Annotated in this window: 11 protein-coding genes and 1 pseudogene; 4 read left to right on the top strand and 8 right to left on the bottom strand. The window is 55.1% G+C overall.

The window, feature by feature from the left end; genetic code table 11:
• Positions 1–9 precede the first annotated feature (9 nt).
• Positions 10–1,290: a nucleotide sugar dehydrogenase gene (locus tag M655_RS07840; protein ID WP_005828416.1), complete on the bottom strand. Its 1,281-nt coding sequence runs from the start codon at positions 1,288–1,290 to the stop codon at positions 10–12.
• Complete coding sequence (locus tag M655_RS07835; RefSeq protein ID WP_005828415.1) at positions 1,283–2,266, bottom strand: NAD-dependent epimerase; 984 nt, start codon at positions 2,264–2,266, stop codon at positions 1,283–1,285. Before M655_RS07835 ends, M655_RS07840 begins: the two co-directional genes overlap by 8 nt.
• Positions 2,267–2,471: 205 nt before the next feature.
• On the opposite strand from M655_RS07835, the gene M655_RS07830 reads away from it, so the two are divergent.
• Entirely contained in the window at positions 2,472–4,010 is a 1,539-nt protein-coding gene (locus tag M655_RS07830) for a glycosyl hydrolase family 28-related protein (RefSeq protein WP_026557855.1), read from the top strand.
• 160 nt (positions 4,011–4,170) lie between these two features.
• Here M655_RS07830 and M655_RS07825 read toward each other — a convergent pair whose 3' ends face one another.
• Positions 4,171–4,566 carry a hypothetical protein gene (locus M655_RS07825; protein ID WP_005828411.1) on the bottom strand — a complete coding sequence of 132 codons (396 nt, stop codon included), beginning with the start codon at positions 4,564–4,566 and terminating at the stop codon, positions 4,171–4,173.
• Between the two features lie 458 nt (positions 4,567–5,024).
• Here M655_RS07825 and M655_RS28035 point away from each other — a divergent pair.
• Both M655_RS28035 and M655_RS07815 read left to right on the top strand, forming a co-directional pair.
• Positions 5,025–6,214: pseudogene (locus M655_RS28035) on the top strand (ISL3 family transposase).
• Between the two features lie 197 nt (positions 6,215–6,411).
• The gene (locus tag M655_RS07815; protein ID WP_026557854.1) at positions 6,412–7,686 is read left to right on the top strand and encodes an MFS transporter; all 1,275 of its coding nucleotides are present in this window, start codon (positions 6,412–6,414) and stop codon (positions 7,684–7,686) included.
• Positions 7,687–7,856: 170 nt separating this feature from the next.
• Here M655_RS07815 and M655_RS07810 read toward each other — a convergent pair whose 3' ends face one another.
• Entirely contained in the window at positions 7,857–11,552 is a 3,696-nt protein-coding gene (locus tag M655_RS07810) for a DNA translocase FtsK (protein WP_026557853.1), read from the bottom strand.
• 166 nt (positions 11,553–11,718) lie between these two features.
• Between M655_RS07810 and M655_RS07805 the strand changes: the two genes are divergently transcribed.
• Positions 11,719–12,987 (top strand): hypothetical protein, encoded by a 1,269-nt coding sequence (locus M655_RS07805; RefSeq protein ID WP_005828406.1) that lies wholly within the window; start codon positions 11,719–11,721, stop codon positions 12,985–12,987.
• A 35-nt stretch (positions 12,988–13,022) separates the two neighbouring features.
• Here the strand turns inward: M655_RS07805 and cysC are convergent, their stop codons facing one another.
• Genes cysC through cysP form a run of 4 tightly spaced genes read right to left on the bottom strand, consistent with a single transcriptional unit; the run spans position 13,023 to position 16,686 of the window.
• On the bottom strand, positions 13,023–13,652 hold the full coding sequence (gene cysC, locus M655_RS07800) for an adenylyl-sulfate kinase (RefSeq protein ID WP_005828405.1): 630 nt from the start codon (positions 13,650–13,652) through the stop codon (positions 13,023–13,025).
• A gap of 47 nt (positions 13,653–13,699) precedes the next feature.
• On the bottom strand, positions 13,700–14,842 hold the full coding sequence (sat, locus tag M655_RS07795) for a sulfate adenylyltransferase (protein ID WP_026557852.1): 1,143 nt from the start codon (positions 14,840–14,842) through the stop codon (positions 13,700–13,702).
• A gap of 45 nt (positions 14,843–14,887) precedes the next feature.
• Positions 14,888–15,604 (bottom strand): phosphoadenylyl-sulfate reductase, encoded by a 717-nt coding sequence (locus M655_RS07790; RefSeq protein WP_005828403.1) that lies wholly within the window; start codon positions 15,602–15,604, stop codon positions 14,888–14,890.
• Positions 15,601–16,686: a sulfate permease gene (gene cysP, locus M655_RS07785; RefSeq protein WP_026557851.1), complete on the bottom strand. Its 1,086-nt coding sequence runs from the start codon at positions 16,684–16,686 to the stop codon at positions 15,601–15,603. The genes M655_RS07790 and cysP overlap by 4 nt, the downstream gene beginning before the upstream one ends.
• Positions 16,687–16,714 lie beyond the last annotated feature (28 nt).

Below are 16,714 nucleotides of genomic sequence, written 5' to 3'. Positions count from 1 at the left end.
TGGCTGGCTCTACAAACGCCAGACAACGATGTCAGACGGGCATGTTTTTTGATTCAGCACGCTTTTCACATCCGCGATCACGCCGCACCTTCCGTGCAGCAAAGACGACAGTTCCTCCCAGCCAAGATGCGCGTACTTCGCGTGCGGAACGGCCAGAACCAGTGCGTCGGCGGGCTGCAAATCGTCCCAATCCCGAAGCCTGATGCCGTACTCCGCCCACGTCTTCGCCGAGTCCGCCAGATCGTCCGTCACCTGCACCTCGACCCCGAACTCCCGCAGCTCGTGGACGATATCAATGACCCGGCTGTTGCGAATATCCGGGACATTTTCCTTGAAGGTCATCCCCAAAATCGTCACCCGCGAGCCTTGAATCGGGATATGGCGCCAGATCATCTGCTTGACCAGGGAAGTGGCGACGAATTTTCCCATGCCATCGTTAATGCGGCGTCCCGCCAGGATGACCTGCGGATGATAGCCGACGCTCTCGGCCTTATAGGTCAAATAGTACGGATCGACTCCGATGCAATGGCCGCCGACCAGCCCTGGCGTAAACCGAAGGAAGTTCCACTTCGTTCCGGCCGCTTCCAGCACGTCCGCTGTCGCGATGCCCAATCGGTCAAAAATGATTGCCAGCTCGTTAATCAGGGCGATATTCAGATCGCGTTGCGTGTTTTCGATGACTTTGGCAGCTTCTGCGACCTGGATGGAGGACGCTTTATGAATGCCTGCCTCTACTACCAGCGCGTACATGTCGGCAATCTCGTCGCAAGTCGCCCTGTCCTGGCCGGAGACGACCTTGACGATCCGGGCGAGCCTGCGCTCCCTGTCCCCGGGATTGATCCGCTCGGGAGAATAGCCGACAAAAAAGTCTTCGCCTGCGCGCTTCCCGGACGAGCGCTCCAGCGCTGGCACGCACACTTCCTCTGTCGCGCCAGGGTAAACCGTCGATTCATAGACGACAATCGTCCCAGGCTGCATATGCTTCCCGACCGTTTCCGAGGCGAAGAGCAGCGCGCGCAAATCGGGACGTTTGGCCTCATCGACTGGCGTAGGCACGGTGACGATAATAAAGTCGCACTCCGCAAGCCTGGCGGGATCATCGGTGTAAGTGACGCTCGTGCGCGCCAGCTCCTCCGCCGTATGTTCCCCCGTCTCGTCCCGGCCCGTCTGCAACGCAGCGATTCGTCTCGCGTCCACATCGTACCCGATCACAGGCAGCTTTTCCCCAAATGCGACCGCAACAGGCAATCCGACGTACCCGAGTCCTACGACTCCTACTTTTTTACGCATGGGCGTCACCGTAATAGTGGAGGTACCAATCGACAAAGCGGGAAATTCCTACCTCGATTGGCGTCTGGGGGCGGAAGCCTGTTTCCGCATAAAGGGCATCAACGGAGGCAAATGTAGCCGGAACGTCGCCCGGCTGGATGGGCATATAGTGGCGGTTTGCGGGTTTGTTCAGCTTTTGCTCCAAAATCGCCAGGAACTGTAGCAGTTCTACAGGCTGATGGTTCCCGATATTCAAAACCTGGTGCGGCGGCTTGCCGTCCTGCGGCTCTGGCTGCCGTCCCATGAGCCGGTGGATTCCCTCCACTACATCGTCAATGTACGTAAAATCTCTTATCATTTTTCCGTGGTTGAACACGCGGACAGGCTCTCCCGCCAGGATGGCCCTGGTGAATGTGTACAGCGCCATATCGGGGCGTCCCCACGGTCCGTACACGGTGAAAAAACGCAGTCCTGTCGCAGGAATGCCGTACAGGTGGCTGTACGTGTACGCCATCAGCTCGTTCGCTTTTTTCGTCGCGGCGTACAGGCTGTTCGGCTCATCGACCGGGTCTGTCTCGCAGAAAGGCAGCTTTTTGTTGCCTCCGTACACAGAGCTTGACGAGGCGTAGAGCAAATGCTTGACTCCCGTCTGTCGGCAGCCTTCCAATATGTGCAGGAAGCCCGCGATGTTGGAGGTTGTGTAGGCATGCGGATTTTCCAGGCTGTAGCGGACGCCAGCCTGCGCCGCCAGATGGATGACCCGTTCCGGTCGTATTTTGCGAAACAACCCGTCCATTGTCGTCTGATCGGCAATATCTGCTTTATAGAAGTGGAACTGTTCGAACGCGTGGAGCATTTCCAGCCTTTTCGCCTTCAAGCGGGGATCGTAGTAGTCGTTGCAATTATCCACCCCCCATACGACTTCCCCTCCTTCCAAAAGTCTTTTCGCTACGTGAAATCCAATGAAGCCAGCAGTGCCTGTCACTAAAATCGACATACTTTCCACCTCTTTGCTTATTCATACGGAGGTTCTAGGACAAATATGCCAGCAGGATGAAAGAGGTCGCAGGACGACTTGCACACGCCTTGGGCAAACGGTCACCTTTTTTGCAAAATGGTTGTCAACATTTTTTCGTTTTTGAATGAAATGAAAGAAAGACAATCTTGTGTTGTCGAATTGACGAGATGGAGGGAATGGGTGCATGATGCTTGATGTGAAGACGTATGGCGCAAGGGGAGACGGGGTGAGCGATGATACGCAAGCGCTTTCGGCCGCTCTGGCAGCCGCGGTCCAGCAGCAACTTCCGTTGTATTTACCGCCCGGGACCTACGTCATTGAACCTACGAAACTGGCCGTCACACTAGGAAAAGGCAAAAGCCTGGTGATGCAGGGCGCCGGTCCTTTTTCCGTTTTGAAGCGAAAGGCCAATTCTACTGCGGCAGACTGGCGGTGGCTGTTTTCGATCACCTCTGCGGGCGGGGACGCTGATTCGTTCGTCGTGTCCAATCTGAAAATCGACTCCAATGCGCGCGAAAATCCTGTGCCGCAAGACCCGTACGCCTACGAGCACTCCGCCGACTTTTACATTCGCGGCGACGGGCCTGGCAGCTATCTCAACTACGTGCTGCTGCAAAACATCTGGTGCACGGACGGGGTCGCCGACCATTTTTACTTCGCCGGGGAGGCGAACTGCTACGTCCGCTCGGTTTCCATCAGCGATTTTTACAGCGACAGCCGGACGCGCACCCGCTCGGACATTACCGTAACGGGCGGCCTGGAACGGCTGAACGCCGCCAATGTACTATGCGACCGCTTTGAAGTCGAACTGAACGAAGCCTACGACGGCAGCCGTCCGATGCTGGTGAACCTGAGCAATGTCCACTGTCGGCAGCAGCTTGATCTGGAGGGACATACGTCCGCGCCGATTGTCGTGCAGGCGAGCCAGCTCGTTTCCATGGCGAGCTTCAGCCTGAGCTGTTTGACGGGCACGATCAGCGCCTCCACCTTTTACACCGCTGCCGATCAAAAAAACCGCGTCAATTTCATGCGGAACATGACGTTCGCCCACTGCAAATGGGTCCTGCACACGACCGCGCAAGGAGCGGCCAGGACGGTTGGCAGCGGCCTTTCCGTCGACTACGACAACGTCGGCCTCGTGTTCGACGGTTGCAGCTTTGAGGCAGCCGATACCGCCGCTGTCATTGACGGCTACGCGCTCAGCGTCGATCCGTGGGATGTCCCGTCCGAGAGAGTTATTACCGTCCGCAACTGTTCGTTCGATACGCGGCTCAGGCAAAACCTGTTTTTGAACCGCTGCGGGCATGTTTATTTGGAAAACAACCGCTACTCCGGCTCCAATCATGTCATCTCCCTGTATGGCTCCGGCTCCTATCCGCTTTTTCTCACCGTAGACGGCGGAGACTTCAGCCAGGTCAGCGGAAAGATGTTCTACCACAAAACCGCAGACAAAATTACGCTCTCTATGAAAAACGTGCCTGTCCCCATCAGTCTGACGAGCGGCTACAGCTCTGACAACTCTTCCTATCTCCCCAGCGTGGCGATGAACGAGCGAATCGTCTACGCCAGCACGCCTCCCAGCTCATCGGTGAAATACGGCGGGATCAAAGGCGACACACTCCGGCTGATAACGCCTGTCAACGGGCAGCCGTGCGAGTGGATCGCGACCACGACAAACAAGACCGCCTGCACGTGGCTGGCGACCAAGACCGCGAAAAGCTAACCCCGACTTTCTGACTTTCCCTTGCAAAACGTGCCGGCGCCAAGCCATTTGGCGGAGCCTTCGTTGTACGCCTACTGGTTAAGAAGCTGTTGCATGCTTATCTGCACAAAAAAACATCCCTCCTCCCTGCTTGCGCACAGGGCAGAAGAGATGTTTTTTACTAGGCGATCCGCTCCAAATCCGGATTGTACCGCTTCACGTATTCGTAGATTTCGTCGTTTTGCAGACGTACCTGACCGAGTGCTCCCACCCGTCCCGCCAGATGCTGGGCAAGCTGCTCCGCGCCTTGCCCGATGCGCCTTTTCGCCGCTTCGGGCAACGTCAACACGTGCGGCACGAGCAATTGCAGGTACCAAACTCCTTTATCTTCCTCGGACACGTCGATTTCCAGCTCCATATCGCTGCTGTCGAAATCGTAGAGGTGGTTGAACAACGCTTCCCTCGTTTCTTGTGTCAGGGAGGAAATGTCGAGTTTCTCCACGCTCAAGTAATACTCCTCGTTGAACAACACGATCTGGTCATCGATTTGCTGATACTTTTTTGCAAGCGGATTCATTGTCTTGGTCCCCTTCCAGCTATCGCCACAATCTATCCTATAGCATATATGCTGCCGAATATTTCGGCAACGAATTTGACAGAAAATGTTGAATATTCCTCCTGCTCCCCCGCACGATATCCGCGTGACAGCGGGATGGCACGCGTGCCCCTTCATGTCGCGGACTGCGTTGAACTGTCCAAAGCGACGCGCTCCCTCCTATGTTTTGGGATGAAGCTGATCCACAATAGAGACACCGTATTTTCATGAACACGGCAGCCGTTGGTTATGATGAACTGCCATCGTTCCCGGACGGAGGCAATTTTCTACGTTCGAATTGCTGGAAAGTGTTGTTTTTTTGATAGTTTTAGTAAACAATAAGATTCATCACCATAACCCGTGCTAGACATTGAAAAAACGTAGATGTTCCTCTATCGTGAAAGTTGTCCTGACCATCACAAGATAGGAGGAAATCTACGTTGTCTAACCAGTTTACCACAGACTTAATCGGCCTTCCATCATTTCAACTTTCCCATTGGGACAAAACGACTGAAACCGATTGGGTAGTGACTCTCACTCCCAATCCAGCCTCTCATCTGTGTCCTCTCTGCCTGAAAGAGAGCACCAATCATGCTCGCCCAGGGTACCGTCTTCTTCGTCACCGCTTTATTTCTTCATGGGGTACTGTCTGGGTACGTGTTCCTGTATATCGACAACGTTGCCACGATTGCCAGATCACCTGGACTCTCGAATGGGATGGAATTCCCTATCGAGGAACGGCTACTTTTGCGTTTCGTCAAATGGCCGTTGAGTTGTGTCAGAAGAGGGATTTGCTTAGCGTTTCCAAACAACTCGGAATCTGCTATACGACATTGGAACGGTGGTATTACCAACTGGCTCCTCAGCTTCTCGCTAAGCCCCAAGATCATCTTACGCCTACTATGGTCTGTCTGGACGAGTTTGCTCTCCAAAAAGGACACAAGTACGGTGTCAACCTCATGGATGCACAAAGCGGGCATATCTGGCAGGTTACAGAAGGGCGTTCACGTGAGCAGGTTCGTCAGGCTCTCATGAACTGGCCCTTTGCTACGCCTCCACAGGTTGTTGTGACAGACTTGGCTCCTGGAATGGCTGAGACGGTTCGCGGTGTTTGGAAGGATGCCACGGTAGTAGCGGACAAGTTCCACGTCATTCAGCTCTTCTCCAAATCGTTAGAAGCTGCTCGTAAACGTACCCGTTCGCGGGGAACTCATCGCCGGGGTAGACATGAACAACGTCTGCTCCACACATCTCCTGATAAACTGAAACCTGAGGAACAGGAGGAATTGAAAGCCTGGTTCGCTCAAGATCCCCATTTGGAACGCCTTACAACGCTCTTCAGCACATGAGAACGGTATATGCAGCTCAGACAGAAGAGTCGGGAAAAGAAGCACTCCAACAATGGATAACCGAGCACCTCACATCTCCCACCTCTGCCGTCCGTTCGATTGCAAAAACAATCGTTCAATGGCGACAGTCGGTTCAGAATTATTTTTCGTTTCGAGTTACAAATGCTCCGATTGAAGGGACACACAACAAAGTGAAAGTCATCAAGCGACGAGCCTATGGGTATCGCAACATCGAGCGGTTCAAGATTCGAATTCGGCTGGAGTGTAAACCAGCCATATAAAAAAGTGAAAAACTACGCTAGAGGAAGATCAAGCACGTTTAATGGTGAAGAGCTAACAATAAACATAATTGTAAATATTTTCTTAATAGAATCCGATAACTATACCACACGATTGAAAACGTTTTTTCGAAAATAACGAAAATAAAATCAATAGGTGTCGGGATACAAACGGACAATGCTGAAGGGATTCGATATGGATGGGTCCAAATAACGTCTTCCACCTTTTCAGAAACGCAAACTATTTGAAACTTTTTCTCGCAGAATTTACTTCGCAACTGGGAAATGTCATCGGGATTATGGCGATCACATTTTATTTGCTTGATAAATTTAGCCAACAACCGTACTACACTACCATGAAAGACATGATGCATGCCGCACCCGCATTGGTCGTTTTTCTGTTTATCGGCGTTTTTGCGGATCGCTTTGACCGTCAGAAAATAGCGGTCCATTGCGATCTGATTCGCGCATTTCTCACTGTATGTCTAATGATTTGCATTTGGTACGATTCGCTTGCCTTCATTTTTTTAGCCATTTTTCTCCGAAGTGCTGTAGGGAAATTTTTTCCTCCCGCCCAAAGTGCAATCATTCAAGGCGTACTATCAAAAGAAGAATATCCCCTTGCCGCTGGATTAAACTCTATGCTCGGAAGTGTATTTTTGCTTTTCGGGAGTGGGATCGGCGCGGTAGTCTATTGGAATTTGGGAGTCCAAGGTGCATTTTTGCTGGACTTCATCTGCTTGTTGATTTCAGCCATGCTCATTTATTCGTGCAAAATCGAGCTATCTGTTCGGAAACCGAACGGGAGCACCGATTGGAAAGGACTACATACAATTAAAGCACTGTTCACGGATTTTATTGAGGGGGTAAAATACATTGTTTACGATCGGGTGTTGCTGCTGCTAACGCTTGGTTCTGCCATACTGGGAGTAGTCAATGGAGGAATAGGAATCATTCCTATTTTTATCATAAAATACAAACTGTCTCCCCATTTCTACGAGGAAATGTCCGTAATCGAAACGATCGTTTTCGGAATCGGCATCTTGCTGGGAAGTGCGCTAAGCCCCAAAGTTACGAAGAGAATCAAACTGTACATGGTATTGACTTTCAGCCTGATTTTCTCGGGAATCTTCGTCATCCTCGCAGGCTTGTCCCCTACGATTGTTCTATTCTTGATTTTTCACTTTTTCTTTTCCGTTGCTGTGGCGTTTATTAACATTTCTTTTTATGGATGGATACCGCAAATGGTGAATCCGAACATGATGGGAAGATTTCGGGGGATTCTTGACCCCGTATCGAGTTTGTTTCAGTCACTGTCTCTGGCCTTTATTGCTTGGACTTTCCCGTCTATGCTTCGCATTGAAATGCTCTTTGGCGTCGTTGGCGGAGCAATGCTGCTTTTAGGGATGCTATATCTTTTTACAATCCCTTCATTCGTACAAACGAAAGAAGAAAAGTACGAAGTTCCATCCTAACGGTAAAATACGATCCGGCTATTGGAAAACTTGGCTGCCCCAAGCCGTGGGTCCAGCCAAGTTGGCCTTATACTGGATGAGCTGGATCAGAATCTTATCCATTCTTAAACTTATGGACAAAAAAGCTTGCCGCCCTGGGCAAGCTTTTTTGCTTCCTTGACCTTTCTTCTTTACAGCAAAGTCGAGCCGTCCACCACTGCTTGCGCGTCCTCGCGCGTGATGAGCACCGCCCGCGCCTTGCCTCCGCTCTGTCCGGCGACGTAGCCGTCTGCCTCCATCATTTCGATCAGGCGCGCTGCGCGGTTGTAGCCGACCCGGAAGCGGCGCTGCAGTCCCGATGCCGAAGCCTGGCCTTGTTCCGCCACAAACAGGAGCGCCTCCATGTACAGCGGATCGTCGCCCACATCGTAGGATTGCACCTGCTGCTCCAGGTCTTCCTTGCTGAAAAGGTACGCCGGCTTTCGCTGCTTCTTGATCGTCTGCGTAATTCTTTCGATCTCGTCGTCGGAAACAAAGTTGCCCTGCAAGCGCACAGGCGTCGTGCCGCTCTCCAGAAACAGCATGTCCCCTCTGCCCAGCAATCGTTCTGCCCCGGACTGGTCGAGAATCGTGCGCGAGTCGACCTGGGAGAATACGGCAAACGCCAGGCGCGTCGGCACGTTTGCCTTGATATTGCCCGTGATGACGTCCACGGACGGGCGCTGGGTCGCGAGCAACAAGTGAATGCCGCAGGCGCGTGCCTTTTGCGCGATCCGGATGATGCAGTCCTCCACGTCTTGCGGAGAAACCATCATCAGGTCTGCCAACTCGTCGATGATGATGACGATATACGGCAACTGGTCGTCTGTCGTCTGGTTGTAGCGGTCAATATCCCGCACACCTGCGTCGACGAACAAAGCGTAGCGCTTTTCCATTTCCTCGACGGCCCATTTCAGCGCCGCTGTCGCCTGCTTGGCCTCCGTCACCACAGGCGTCACGAGATGCGGCAAATGGTTGTACGGTGCCAGCTCGACCATTTTCGGGTCGATCAACAGCAGTCTGACTTGCTCCGGCGTCGCCTTGTACAGCAGGCTGACAATGATCGAGTTGATGCAGACGCTTTTCCCCGATCCGGTCGAGCCTGCGATCAGGCCGTGCGGCATTTTTTTGATATCGGCAATAATCGGCTCGCCGCCGATGTCCATGCCAAGCGCCACGGCCAATGGCGATGGATGCTGCTGAAATTTTTCCGAGCCGATGATTTTCTCGATCAGCACGGGCCGGCTCGCCAAGTTCGGCACCTCGATCCCGATGGCGTTGCGGCCTGGAATCGGCGCCTCGATGCGAATGTCCTTGGCTGCCAGATTCAGCTTGATGTCGTCGATCAGACTGGTAATTTTGTTCACCTTCACCCCTGGGGCCGGCTGCAGCTCGAAGCGCGTGACAGACGGGCCTTTGACGATGCCGACGACGCTCGCGCTGACGTTGAAGTTGGATAAAGTCTCTTCCAAAAGCAGCTTTTGCAGTTGCGTATGCTCATCGTCGTCATCGCTTATCGGCGGGCTCGGATTGAGCAGCGCAAGCGTCGGCAGGCAATACGGCGGCTCCTGGCTATCCGCTGCGGCTGGTGGCTGCGGCTGAGAGTGAGGGCCGGGGGATGGGGTGGTTGCCGCACCTGGGGCGCTTGGAGTACTTGCTGTACCTGGCGCACTTGGCGTCACCAATCCAGGCGCTGGCTGCGCTGTGCCCTCATCTTTTTGCCCGGCGCTTGGCAGTTCGGTCACTGGCGGTAACGGCCTTGCGATCTGTGCCTGCAAAGCGTCTGGGGCAGCAGCCTCGGAAACCGAACTCGCCGCCTGCGCCGCAGCAGAAGCTTCCACCTCGGCATCCGGCATGGCCCGCGCCAGCAGGCGATTGACGTCGTATGTGTAGGCTGGCGCCTGCTTTTCTTCTTCAGCGGAAACGGGCACATTGTCGCTGTTGATTGGCCGGACCGTGTCGCTGCCGCCGGACGGAACAGCAGGTTGGGCGGCTTCGCCTTCCTGAATGCGCTTGTAGGCAGCCGTTATGCCTTCCTCGATCCCAGTGCGCACAACGTCGCCAAGCGCTGCGACCAGCATTTGCTGTGTTGCGGTTTGGCTCGGTTGCTCCGGATAGGTTGGTCGCTCCGAATCGTTTGGTTGCTCTGCTTGCTGCTCTGGCCGCGATGGGAGTGCCGCTTCTCGGCGTGCCCCCAGCGGGGACTCGGGTGCTATGAGAGGGGAAGTCTCCCCACTTGCTTCCGCTTCGTGCAGCTCAGGGACCATTTCCACAGTTGCTTCGGGTTCTTTCGCTGTTTCTGCCGCTGCTTCAACTGCTTCCGTTATTTCGGATGCTCCAACCGTTTCGGTCGATCTGGCTATTTGCGCTGCCCCGGTTGTTTCCGGTTCGCCAACGTCGTCCGCTGCGCCAACTGTTTCTGTTGCACCAGCAGTTCCCGTTGCGCCAACTGTTCCGGCAGCTCCAGCAGTTTCCGCTGCGCCAACTGTCCCGACTGCTCCAGCAGTCTCCGCAGCTCCAGCAGTTTCCACTGCTCCCACTGCCTCCATCGCTCCACCAGTTGCCGCGGCTCCCGTCACACCTATCACTCCGGCCGCTGCCATTGCTTCTCCTTCCAGCAACTCGGCCCCATTTTCCAAACCACCCACTACTTCGCCACACTGCTGACTCGCGCTGCCAAAATCAGCCGCGGCCCTCGCTCCACTTGTTGCGCCTGCCACACTGCCACCTTGAAGCGCTGGTTCCTCACCCTTGGCTGACACGGCTTCACCCGTTTTCACTTCTTCTACCTCTACGCGCTCTGCGCGCCCATACAGCTTTTCCGTAACAGCCCTATCCTGCACGAAGACACGACTTTCTCCTTCCACAACTCCTGTCTCCCCAACCGCAAGCGACTCCGCTTCTTGCCGCAGGCGGACACGCTCCTGCTCTGCGCCCCCCAACTCCCGGAACTGCACCGCAGGCTTGTCCAACGCATCTTGCTCTGATTCCACAACTGCCGCAGCGGCCGCTTGCGCTTCGGCTTCCGCCACCACGTCCGCTTGCCGCTCAAACGACCGGGCGGTACGATCCGCCTGCCCGTTGCCGCTCTCCGCTTTTCCATCCATCTCAATGACGGATTTGCCGCCGCTGGCATTTCCGTCAGTCTCCCTATCCTGCGCCACCGTTTTCTGCTCAGGAAAATACCGCTCGCTAATTTCCTGTTCCCACTGCTTGATCTGCTGCAGATGCTCTTCCTGCTCCAGTCGCGGATACACCACTCCCCCTGTTGTGTGGATGCGGTGCTCCGCCTCGCGTGTAGACGGGGTGATCTTGCCGTAAACAGGCGAGACGATCTCCGACGGGCGGTACGCCTTCTTTTCCTGCGGCGTCAGCGAAGTGCGCTGCGCGCTTTCCGTCTGTCTGGCTGGCTGCCAACGATGGCTGTCGCGCTTGTGCTCGGCAGAGACAGCCGGCTTTCTGTCTGCGAATGTCTCCGCCTGCTTTTCCGGCACCTGTTCATCGCGCGGACGAAGCGTGTCCCGCGCACTCGCTCCCCGCTCGCGCGCAGCCGACTGGGCGCGCACGGCGTCGTCTGCTGCCTGCTGGTTCCTTCTTTCTTTTCGCCTGTTCTCCAAATAGTCGTCCGGCACGACAGGAAAGCGAAACTGGCGCTCCCTGCGCGGACGCACATCGTCTATATTGCGATTATTCACCCGTTCTTTCGGGTAAATGCTTTTTGTCTTCGCCTGGGGCTGACGGGGTGCGGGGCTTGCAGGGGGACTTGCCGCTGGACGCCCTTCCACTGTCTCTTCATGCTCTTCTTCGCCCTGAAAAAATTTCATCAGCTTTTGAAGCCACAACCACATGCTGCAACGTCCTTTCTTTGCTAACCATCTATTCCCTCTCATCTTACCATGAAACAAGCGGCGATTTAGGCCGATTGTGATTTTTTTCCGTATTTGCGAAACCTTTTCTTTCTTTGGACGTAATAGATAGAGGGAACAAAAACAAATACATAGGGGAGGAACACACATGTGGAAAAAGGGGAGCGCCCTGCTGCTCGCGGGGATGCTGGTACTGACAGGATGTGCTGGTGAAGCTTCACTGGTGCGCGATTCTATCGTGGCATCCATTGATAAACCAAACTACGATTTCCAAGGAACCTTGAAGCTGACAGGCGACGTAGACAAATTGCCGGAAGCTTTCGGGGAAGCGACACCGGACAAACAGGGACAAGCGATCTTGTCTGCCATGAAAGCGGGCGTGACTGTAAAAGGATCCCAGCTCGATCTGAAAAATGCGAAGGTTCAGTTTGAAGTGAACGACGACAAGGTACTGCGCGACAACAAGCTCTGGACTGGCGACAAAAAAGCGTCCGTCGAGCTGGTAGTCAGCGATGACAAAGTATTCGTAAAATCTCCGCTCGACAGCAAATACTTGCTGATCGACGCGAACGCTTCCGGCGCTCTCACTGGCGTGAACGGAAACGACAAGGTGAACCCTGCCAAGCTGAAAGAATACCAGGACAAAATGAACCAGTTGACGCTGGACTTCATCAAAAAATACGTGGGCAAGTACGGCTACAAGCTGGCTGACGCGAAAAACCTCGGCATCGAAACCGTCACGCTGCCTAACGGCGAAAAAGTAGAAGCGACTCACGTAACGGTGAAGATCGACGCCAAAGAACTGGTGAAAATGTTCTTCTTCACAGCCAACGACGCGGTAGCGAGCCAGGACGTAAAAGCGTTCGCAATCGACATGATGGTTCTGACCAACTCCCTGACCGAAGAAATGTATCCGGAAATGGGCAAAACGACCGAGGCAGAAAAACGCGCCAACGCCGAAGCAACCGTCACCGAAGGCTTGAAAGAAGCAAAAGCATGGCTGGACGAAACAGGCAAAGTGTACACGCCTGAAAAAATCGTAGAAGAAATGAAAAAAGAAGGCTTCCACAACCTCGCTTGGAACCTCGACTTCTACGTAGACAAAAACAAAATGCCTGTGCACCAAAAGAGCGACCTGAGCGTAACCTTCCAGGCGCCTGAAATGAAACAACCGCTGACAATCGGTCTGTTCGCCGATCAATACGCATACAACTTCGGAAAAGCGACCAAGTACGACGTTCCGGCAAAAGACGCTGGCCTGACAGCAGAAGACTTGTACAAAGACGAAAAAGCGATCAACAACTTCAGCGACAAAGGCTTCATGCGCCTCTTCGCGCAAAGCATGCTGGACGATCTCAAATGGCAAAAAGAACTGGAAGCCGAGTGGGCGGAAGAATTGGAAACAACCACCCCTTAATTCCATCCACAGCCAAAACAAAAAGCACGGCGCATTTACGCGTCGTGCTTTTTCTCATAGGTGAGGATTCCCGCCTGTTCCAGATAGGCCAGAACGGCAGCAACCGACTCTTCAATCGTCTGTTCACTGCTCTCCACCACAATCTCCGGCTGCAGCGGCTCCTCATACGGAGCGGAGATTCCCGTAAACTGCCCGATTTCCCCGCGCCGCGCCTTTTCGTACAGTCCCTTCACGTCCCGGCGCTCGCACTCTTCCAGCGGGCATTTGACGTACACCTCGATAAACTCTCCCGCCTCTACCAGACTGCGCGCCAGTTCGCGATCCGAACGATAGGGCGAAATGAATGCCGTCAACACAATCACGCCTGCATCCACGAACAGTTTGGCTACCTCGCCGATGCGGCGAATGTTCTCTTTGCGGTCTTCTTCTCCGAAGCCAAGCCCTTTGTTCAAGCCGTGGCGGATGTTGTCGCCGTCGAGCACGTAGCTGGCCAGGCCCCGCTGATGCAGCTCCTGCTCAACCGCATTGGCCAACGTCGATTTTCCGGCGCCAGACAGCCCCGTGAACCACAGGACGCAGCTTTTGTGCCCTGCCCGCCTCTGCCGATCTGCTTTCGTCACCGTCGTCGGATGCCAAACGATGTGGGCAACTCCTTCCTTTGCCATGAGCGTCCCCCTTTCTCTTTTTCTGAAAAAAACTCCATCCTTCTCGGTTACACCGAGATCGGCCGCAGTCCTTCGATCAGCACGCGCGCCACTTCCGGACGGCTGAACTCAGGAGGCGGCGCTTCGCCGCGCGCCAGCATTTCCCGCACCTTCGTACCCGACAGCGCCACATGATGTTCTGAACCGTGCGGGCACGTTTTCGCTGAGGCCATATTGCCGCAGGTCGAGCAGTAAAAGCTGTTCTCAAAAAACAGCGGCGTAATCCCCAGTTCTTCGGGCTGGAACTGGCGGAAAATGTGCTGGGCGTCGTATGTACCGTAATAGTTGCCGACGCCCGCGTGATCTCTGCCGACGATAAAGTGGGTGCAGCCGTAGTTTTTGCGCACCAAGGCGTGGAAAATCGCTTCGCGCGGCCCGGCGTAGCGCATGGCGGCAGGGAAGACGGCCAGCTTGACCCGATCAGCCGGGTAGTATTTTTCCAGAAGCACCTGATAGCTGTTCATCCGCACATCGGCCGGGATGTCATCTGCCTTCGTCTCACCGACGAGCGGATTCAAAAACAGGCCGTCGACGATCTCCAGCGCCGATTTCTGGATGTATTCATGGGCGCGATGCACAGGATTGCGCGTCTGGAAGCCGACGATCGTCTTCCAGCCTTTTTCGGCGAATGCGGCTCTCGTCTCGGCAGGGTCGAAGTGGTAGTCGGCAAACGGCCCTTTGTCAGCCCGTTTGACCAAAGTAATCGGCCCGCCGAGGTAAATATCGGGGCGGCTCAGCAGCTTTTTCACCCCAGGGTGATTTTCGTCATCCGTGCCATACACGAGCCGGGCTTCCTGCCGTTTGTCCGGCGAGTAAATGTCGGAAATCTCCAGCAAGCCGTACACCTCTTTCTGATAGACCAGACGCACGGTATCTCCTGGCTGAAGCGCGCCTGCCACGGTCGCCGGAACAGGGAGCGTAATCGGAATGCTCCAGACGGTGCCGTCCGCGAGTCTCATCCGCTCGACGACGGATGTGTAGTCATGGCGATCCAAAAAGCCGCGAATCGGGCTGTACCCTCCAATGGCGATCAGCTCCAGGTCTGACAGCGCAAAAGCGTCCAGCTCGACATCGCCCGTCGCGCGCGACAGGTCGGCAGTCGGATCAAAACGGTTTACCAGTACGTTTCCATGCGGGATGCTACCACTCACATTCAAGCCCTCCTCATCCATATCCGTTGTTCTCTTTTCCCACGCTTACTTGGCGAGATGCAGCCCGCACTCGGTCTTGCCCAAATGCGCCCAGCGGCCCGCCCGCTCGTCCTCGCCCGCTTTGACCGGACGCGTGCACGGCGCGCAGCCGATGCTCGGATAGCTTTGATCGTGCAAGGCATTGTACGGCAATTCAAACACGCGGATGTACTGCCACACCTCATCAGCCTTCCAGTGGATCAGCGGACAAATTTTCAGCGACTGAAACTTCTCGTCGCGATTGACAAACTGGACGTCCGCCCTCGTCGCGGACTGCTCCCTGCGCAGCCCTGACATCCAGGCTACCGTCCCTTTCAGCACGCTTTCCATCGGCTGTACTTTGCGCAGATGGCAACACAGATCGGGCTGGGTTGTCCACAGCTCGTCGCCGTATTCCGCTGCCTGCTCGGCGAGCGAAAGCTGTGGCTCCTTGATCGTCAATTGCAAGTCGGGGTAGCGCGCACGCACTTTCTCGATCAATTCGTACGTCTCGGGAAAATGCAGATGGGTGTCCAGAAAAGTGACGCGAGCGTCTTTTTTTACATCGCTTATCATGTCGATGAGCACCATCGCTTCTGCCCCAAAGCTGCACGAATAGACCAAATCGTCGGCAAACGTCTCGTAGGCCCACTTGATGACATCCACGGTATCTCCCTTGGCGAGACTTTTGTTGATCGCAGCGAGCTGCTCGGCTGTCGCCGTGTCGTAGTGTAGACGGCTCATATGCCCCCTCCTTGATCGTTGATGGAACTGCTTTCCCTGCGAATCAGCCGGATCAGCCCCACGAAGCCGAGCGTCGCCACGAAAACACTGGCGAGCACGACCAGCGTGTACAAATCCGAACGCAGGAACAGATGGACAAAGGCGAACGAAACGACCAGCGAAGAAACTGGCGAGACGATCCAGACCATGATGATCTGCTTGATAATTCCTTTTTGCCACAAGACGAAGCCTCGCTCCGACGTGCCTACGCCTAAAATGGCGCAAGTCGTGGCTTGAGTCAGCGGCACGGGAATCCCGAACAGCGAAGCGATGATGACGAGCGTACCGCCTGCAGCCGATACCGCGCTTCCTTGCAAAAGCGACAGGGTGGTAATTTTCTTGCCGTTCGTTTCCAGCACTCTTCCTCCCAAGAGCAGACAGCCGACAGCGACGGCCAGTCCGCCGAGCCACACGCCGTTTTCGGTCGACATCAGTCCGGCTCCCACGAGCGGGCCGACAGCGTTGGCTACGTTGTTCATCCCCGCTGAAAAAGCTTCATACACACCGCAGGCGACGAGCAAAAAGGTCAGCCAGCGCTCTCCTTTGGAGCCTGGCTTTTGCAAGGACGGCCAGCGCCGCTCCACGCGGCGAATCAGCTTGCCTGCCCCGTAGGCCCCGATAAAGGCCGCCACCGGGACCACGACCCAAAAAAACAGGATGACGAGGATGTGCCCGACAAACAAAGACTGATAGGCTAGGCCCACGCCCACGATCGCCCCCACTGTCACCTCGCTGGTCGAGAGCGGAATCCCGAGCAGATTCGCCCCAAAAAGCGTCAGCGTGGCCGAAGCGAGAACGATCACAACGGCTTCGATCGTCAGCAGATTCGCAGGGATAATCCCCCCGCTGATCGTCTTGACGACCTCGCCGCCGCCCAGCACTGCCCCGAGCAAGGCCGCTACGGCTACGAGCAGCATGGCGAGCAGCTTGTTTTTGACTGCCCCGCTGCCGTACGCGGCCCCCATCGAGGCTGCGGTCCCGCTGGCTCCAATATTCATGGCGAAAAACAAGGCGATGGCGATGGCGACGTAACTCCAATCCACGAAGAGCACTACCTCCTTTCATGCCAAT

Source organism: Brevibacillus sp. NSP2.1 (assembly GCF_000470975.2).
GTDB lineage: Bacteria > Bacillota > Bacilli > Brevibacillales > Brevibacillaceae > Brevibacillus > Brevibacillus agri.
This window is presented reverse-complemented; position numbering and strand designations above follow the sequence as displayed.

What these genes read in the sequence shown, in the direction of transcription:
- M655_RS07815 (WP_026557854.1), top strand. Translation starts at nt 6,412, where the DNA reads ATGGGTCCAAATAACGTCTTCCACCTTTTCAGAAACGCAAACTATTTG.
- M655_RS07810 (WP_026557853.1), bottom strand. Translation starts at nt 11,552, where the DNA reads ATGTGGTTGTGGCTTCAAAAGCTGATGAAATTTTTTCAGGGCGAAGAA.
- cysC (WP_005828405.1), bottom strand. Translation starts at nt 13,652, where the DNA reads ATGGCAAAGGAAGGAGTTGCCCACATCGTTTGGCATCCGACGACGGTG.
- M655_RS07830 (WP_026557855.1), top strand. Translation starts at nt 2,472, where the DNA reads ATGATGCTTGATGTGAAGACGTATGGCGCAAGGGGAGACGGGGTGAGC.
- M655_RS07790 (WP_005828403.1), bottom strand. Translation starts at nt 15,604, where the DNA reads ATGAGCCGTCTACACTACGACACGGCGACAGCCGAGCAGCTCGCTGCG.
- M655_RS07825 (WP_005828411.1), bottom strand. Translation starts at nt 4,566, where the DNA reads ATGAATCCGCTTGCAAAAAAGTATCAGCAAATCGATGACCAGATCGTG.
- M655_RS07840 (WP_005828416.1), bottom strand. Translation starts at nt 1,290, where the DNA reads ATGCGTAAAAAAGTAGGAGTCGTAGGACTCGGGTACGTCGGATTGCCT.
- M655_RS07805 (WP_005828406.1), top strand. Translation starts at nt 11,719, where the DNA reads ATGTGGAAAAAGGGGAGCGCCCTGCTGCTCGCGGGGATGCTGGTACTG.
- M655_RS07835 (WP_005828415.1), bottom strand. Translation starts at nt 2,266, where the DNA reads ATGTCGATTTTAGTGACAGGCACTGCTGGCTTCATTGGATTTCACGTA.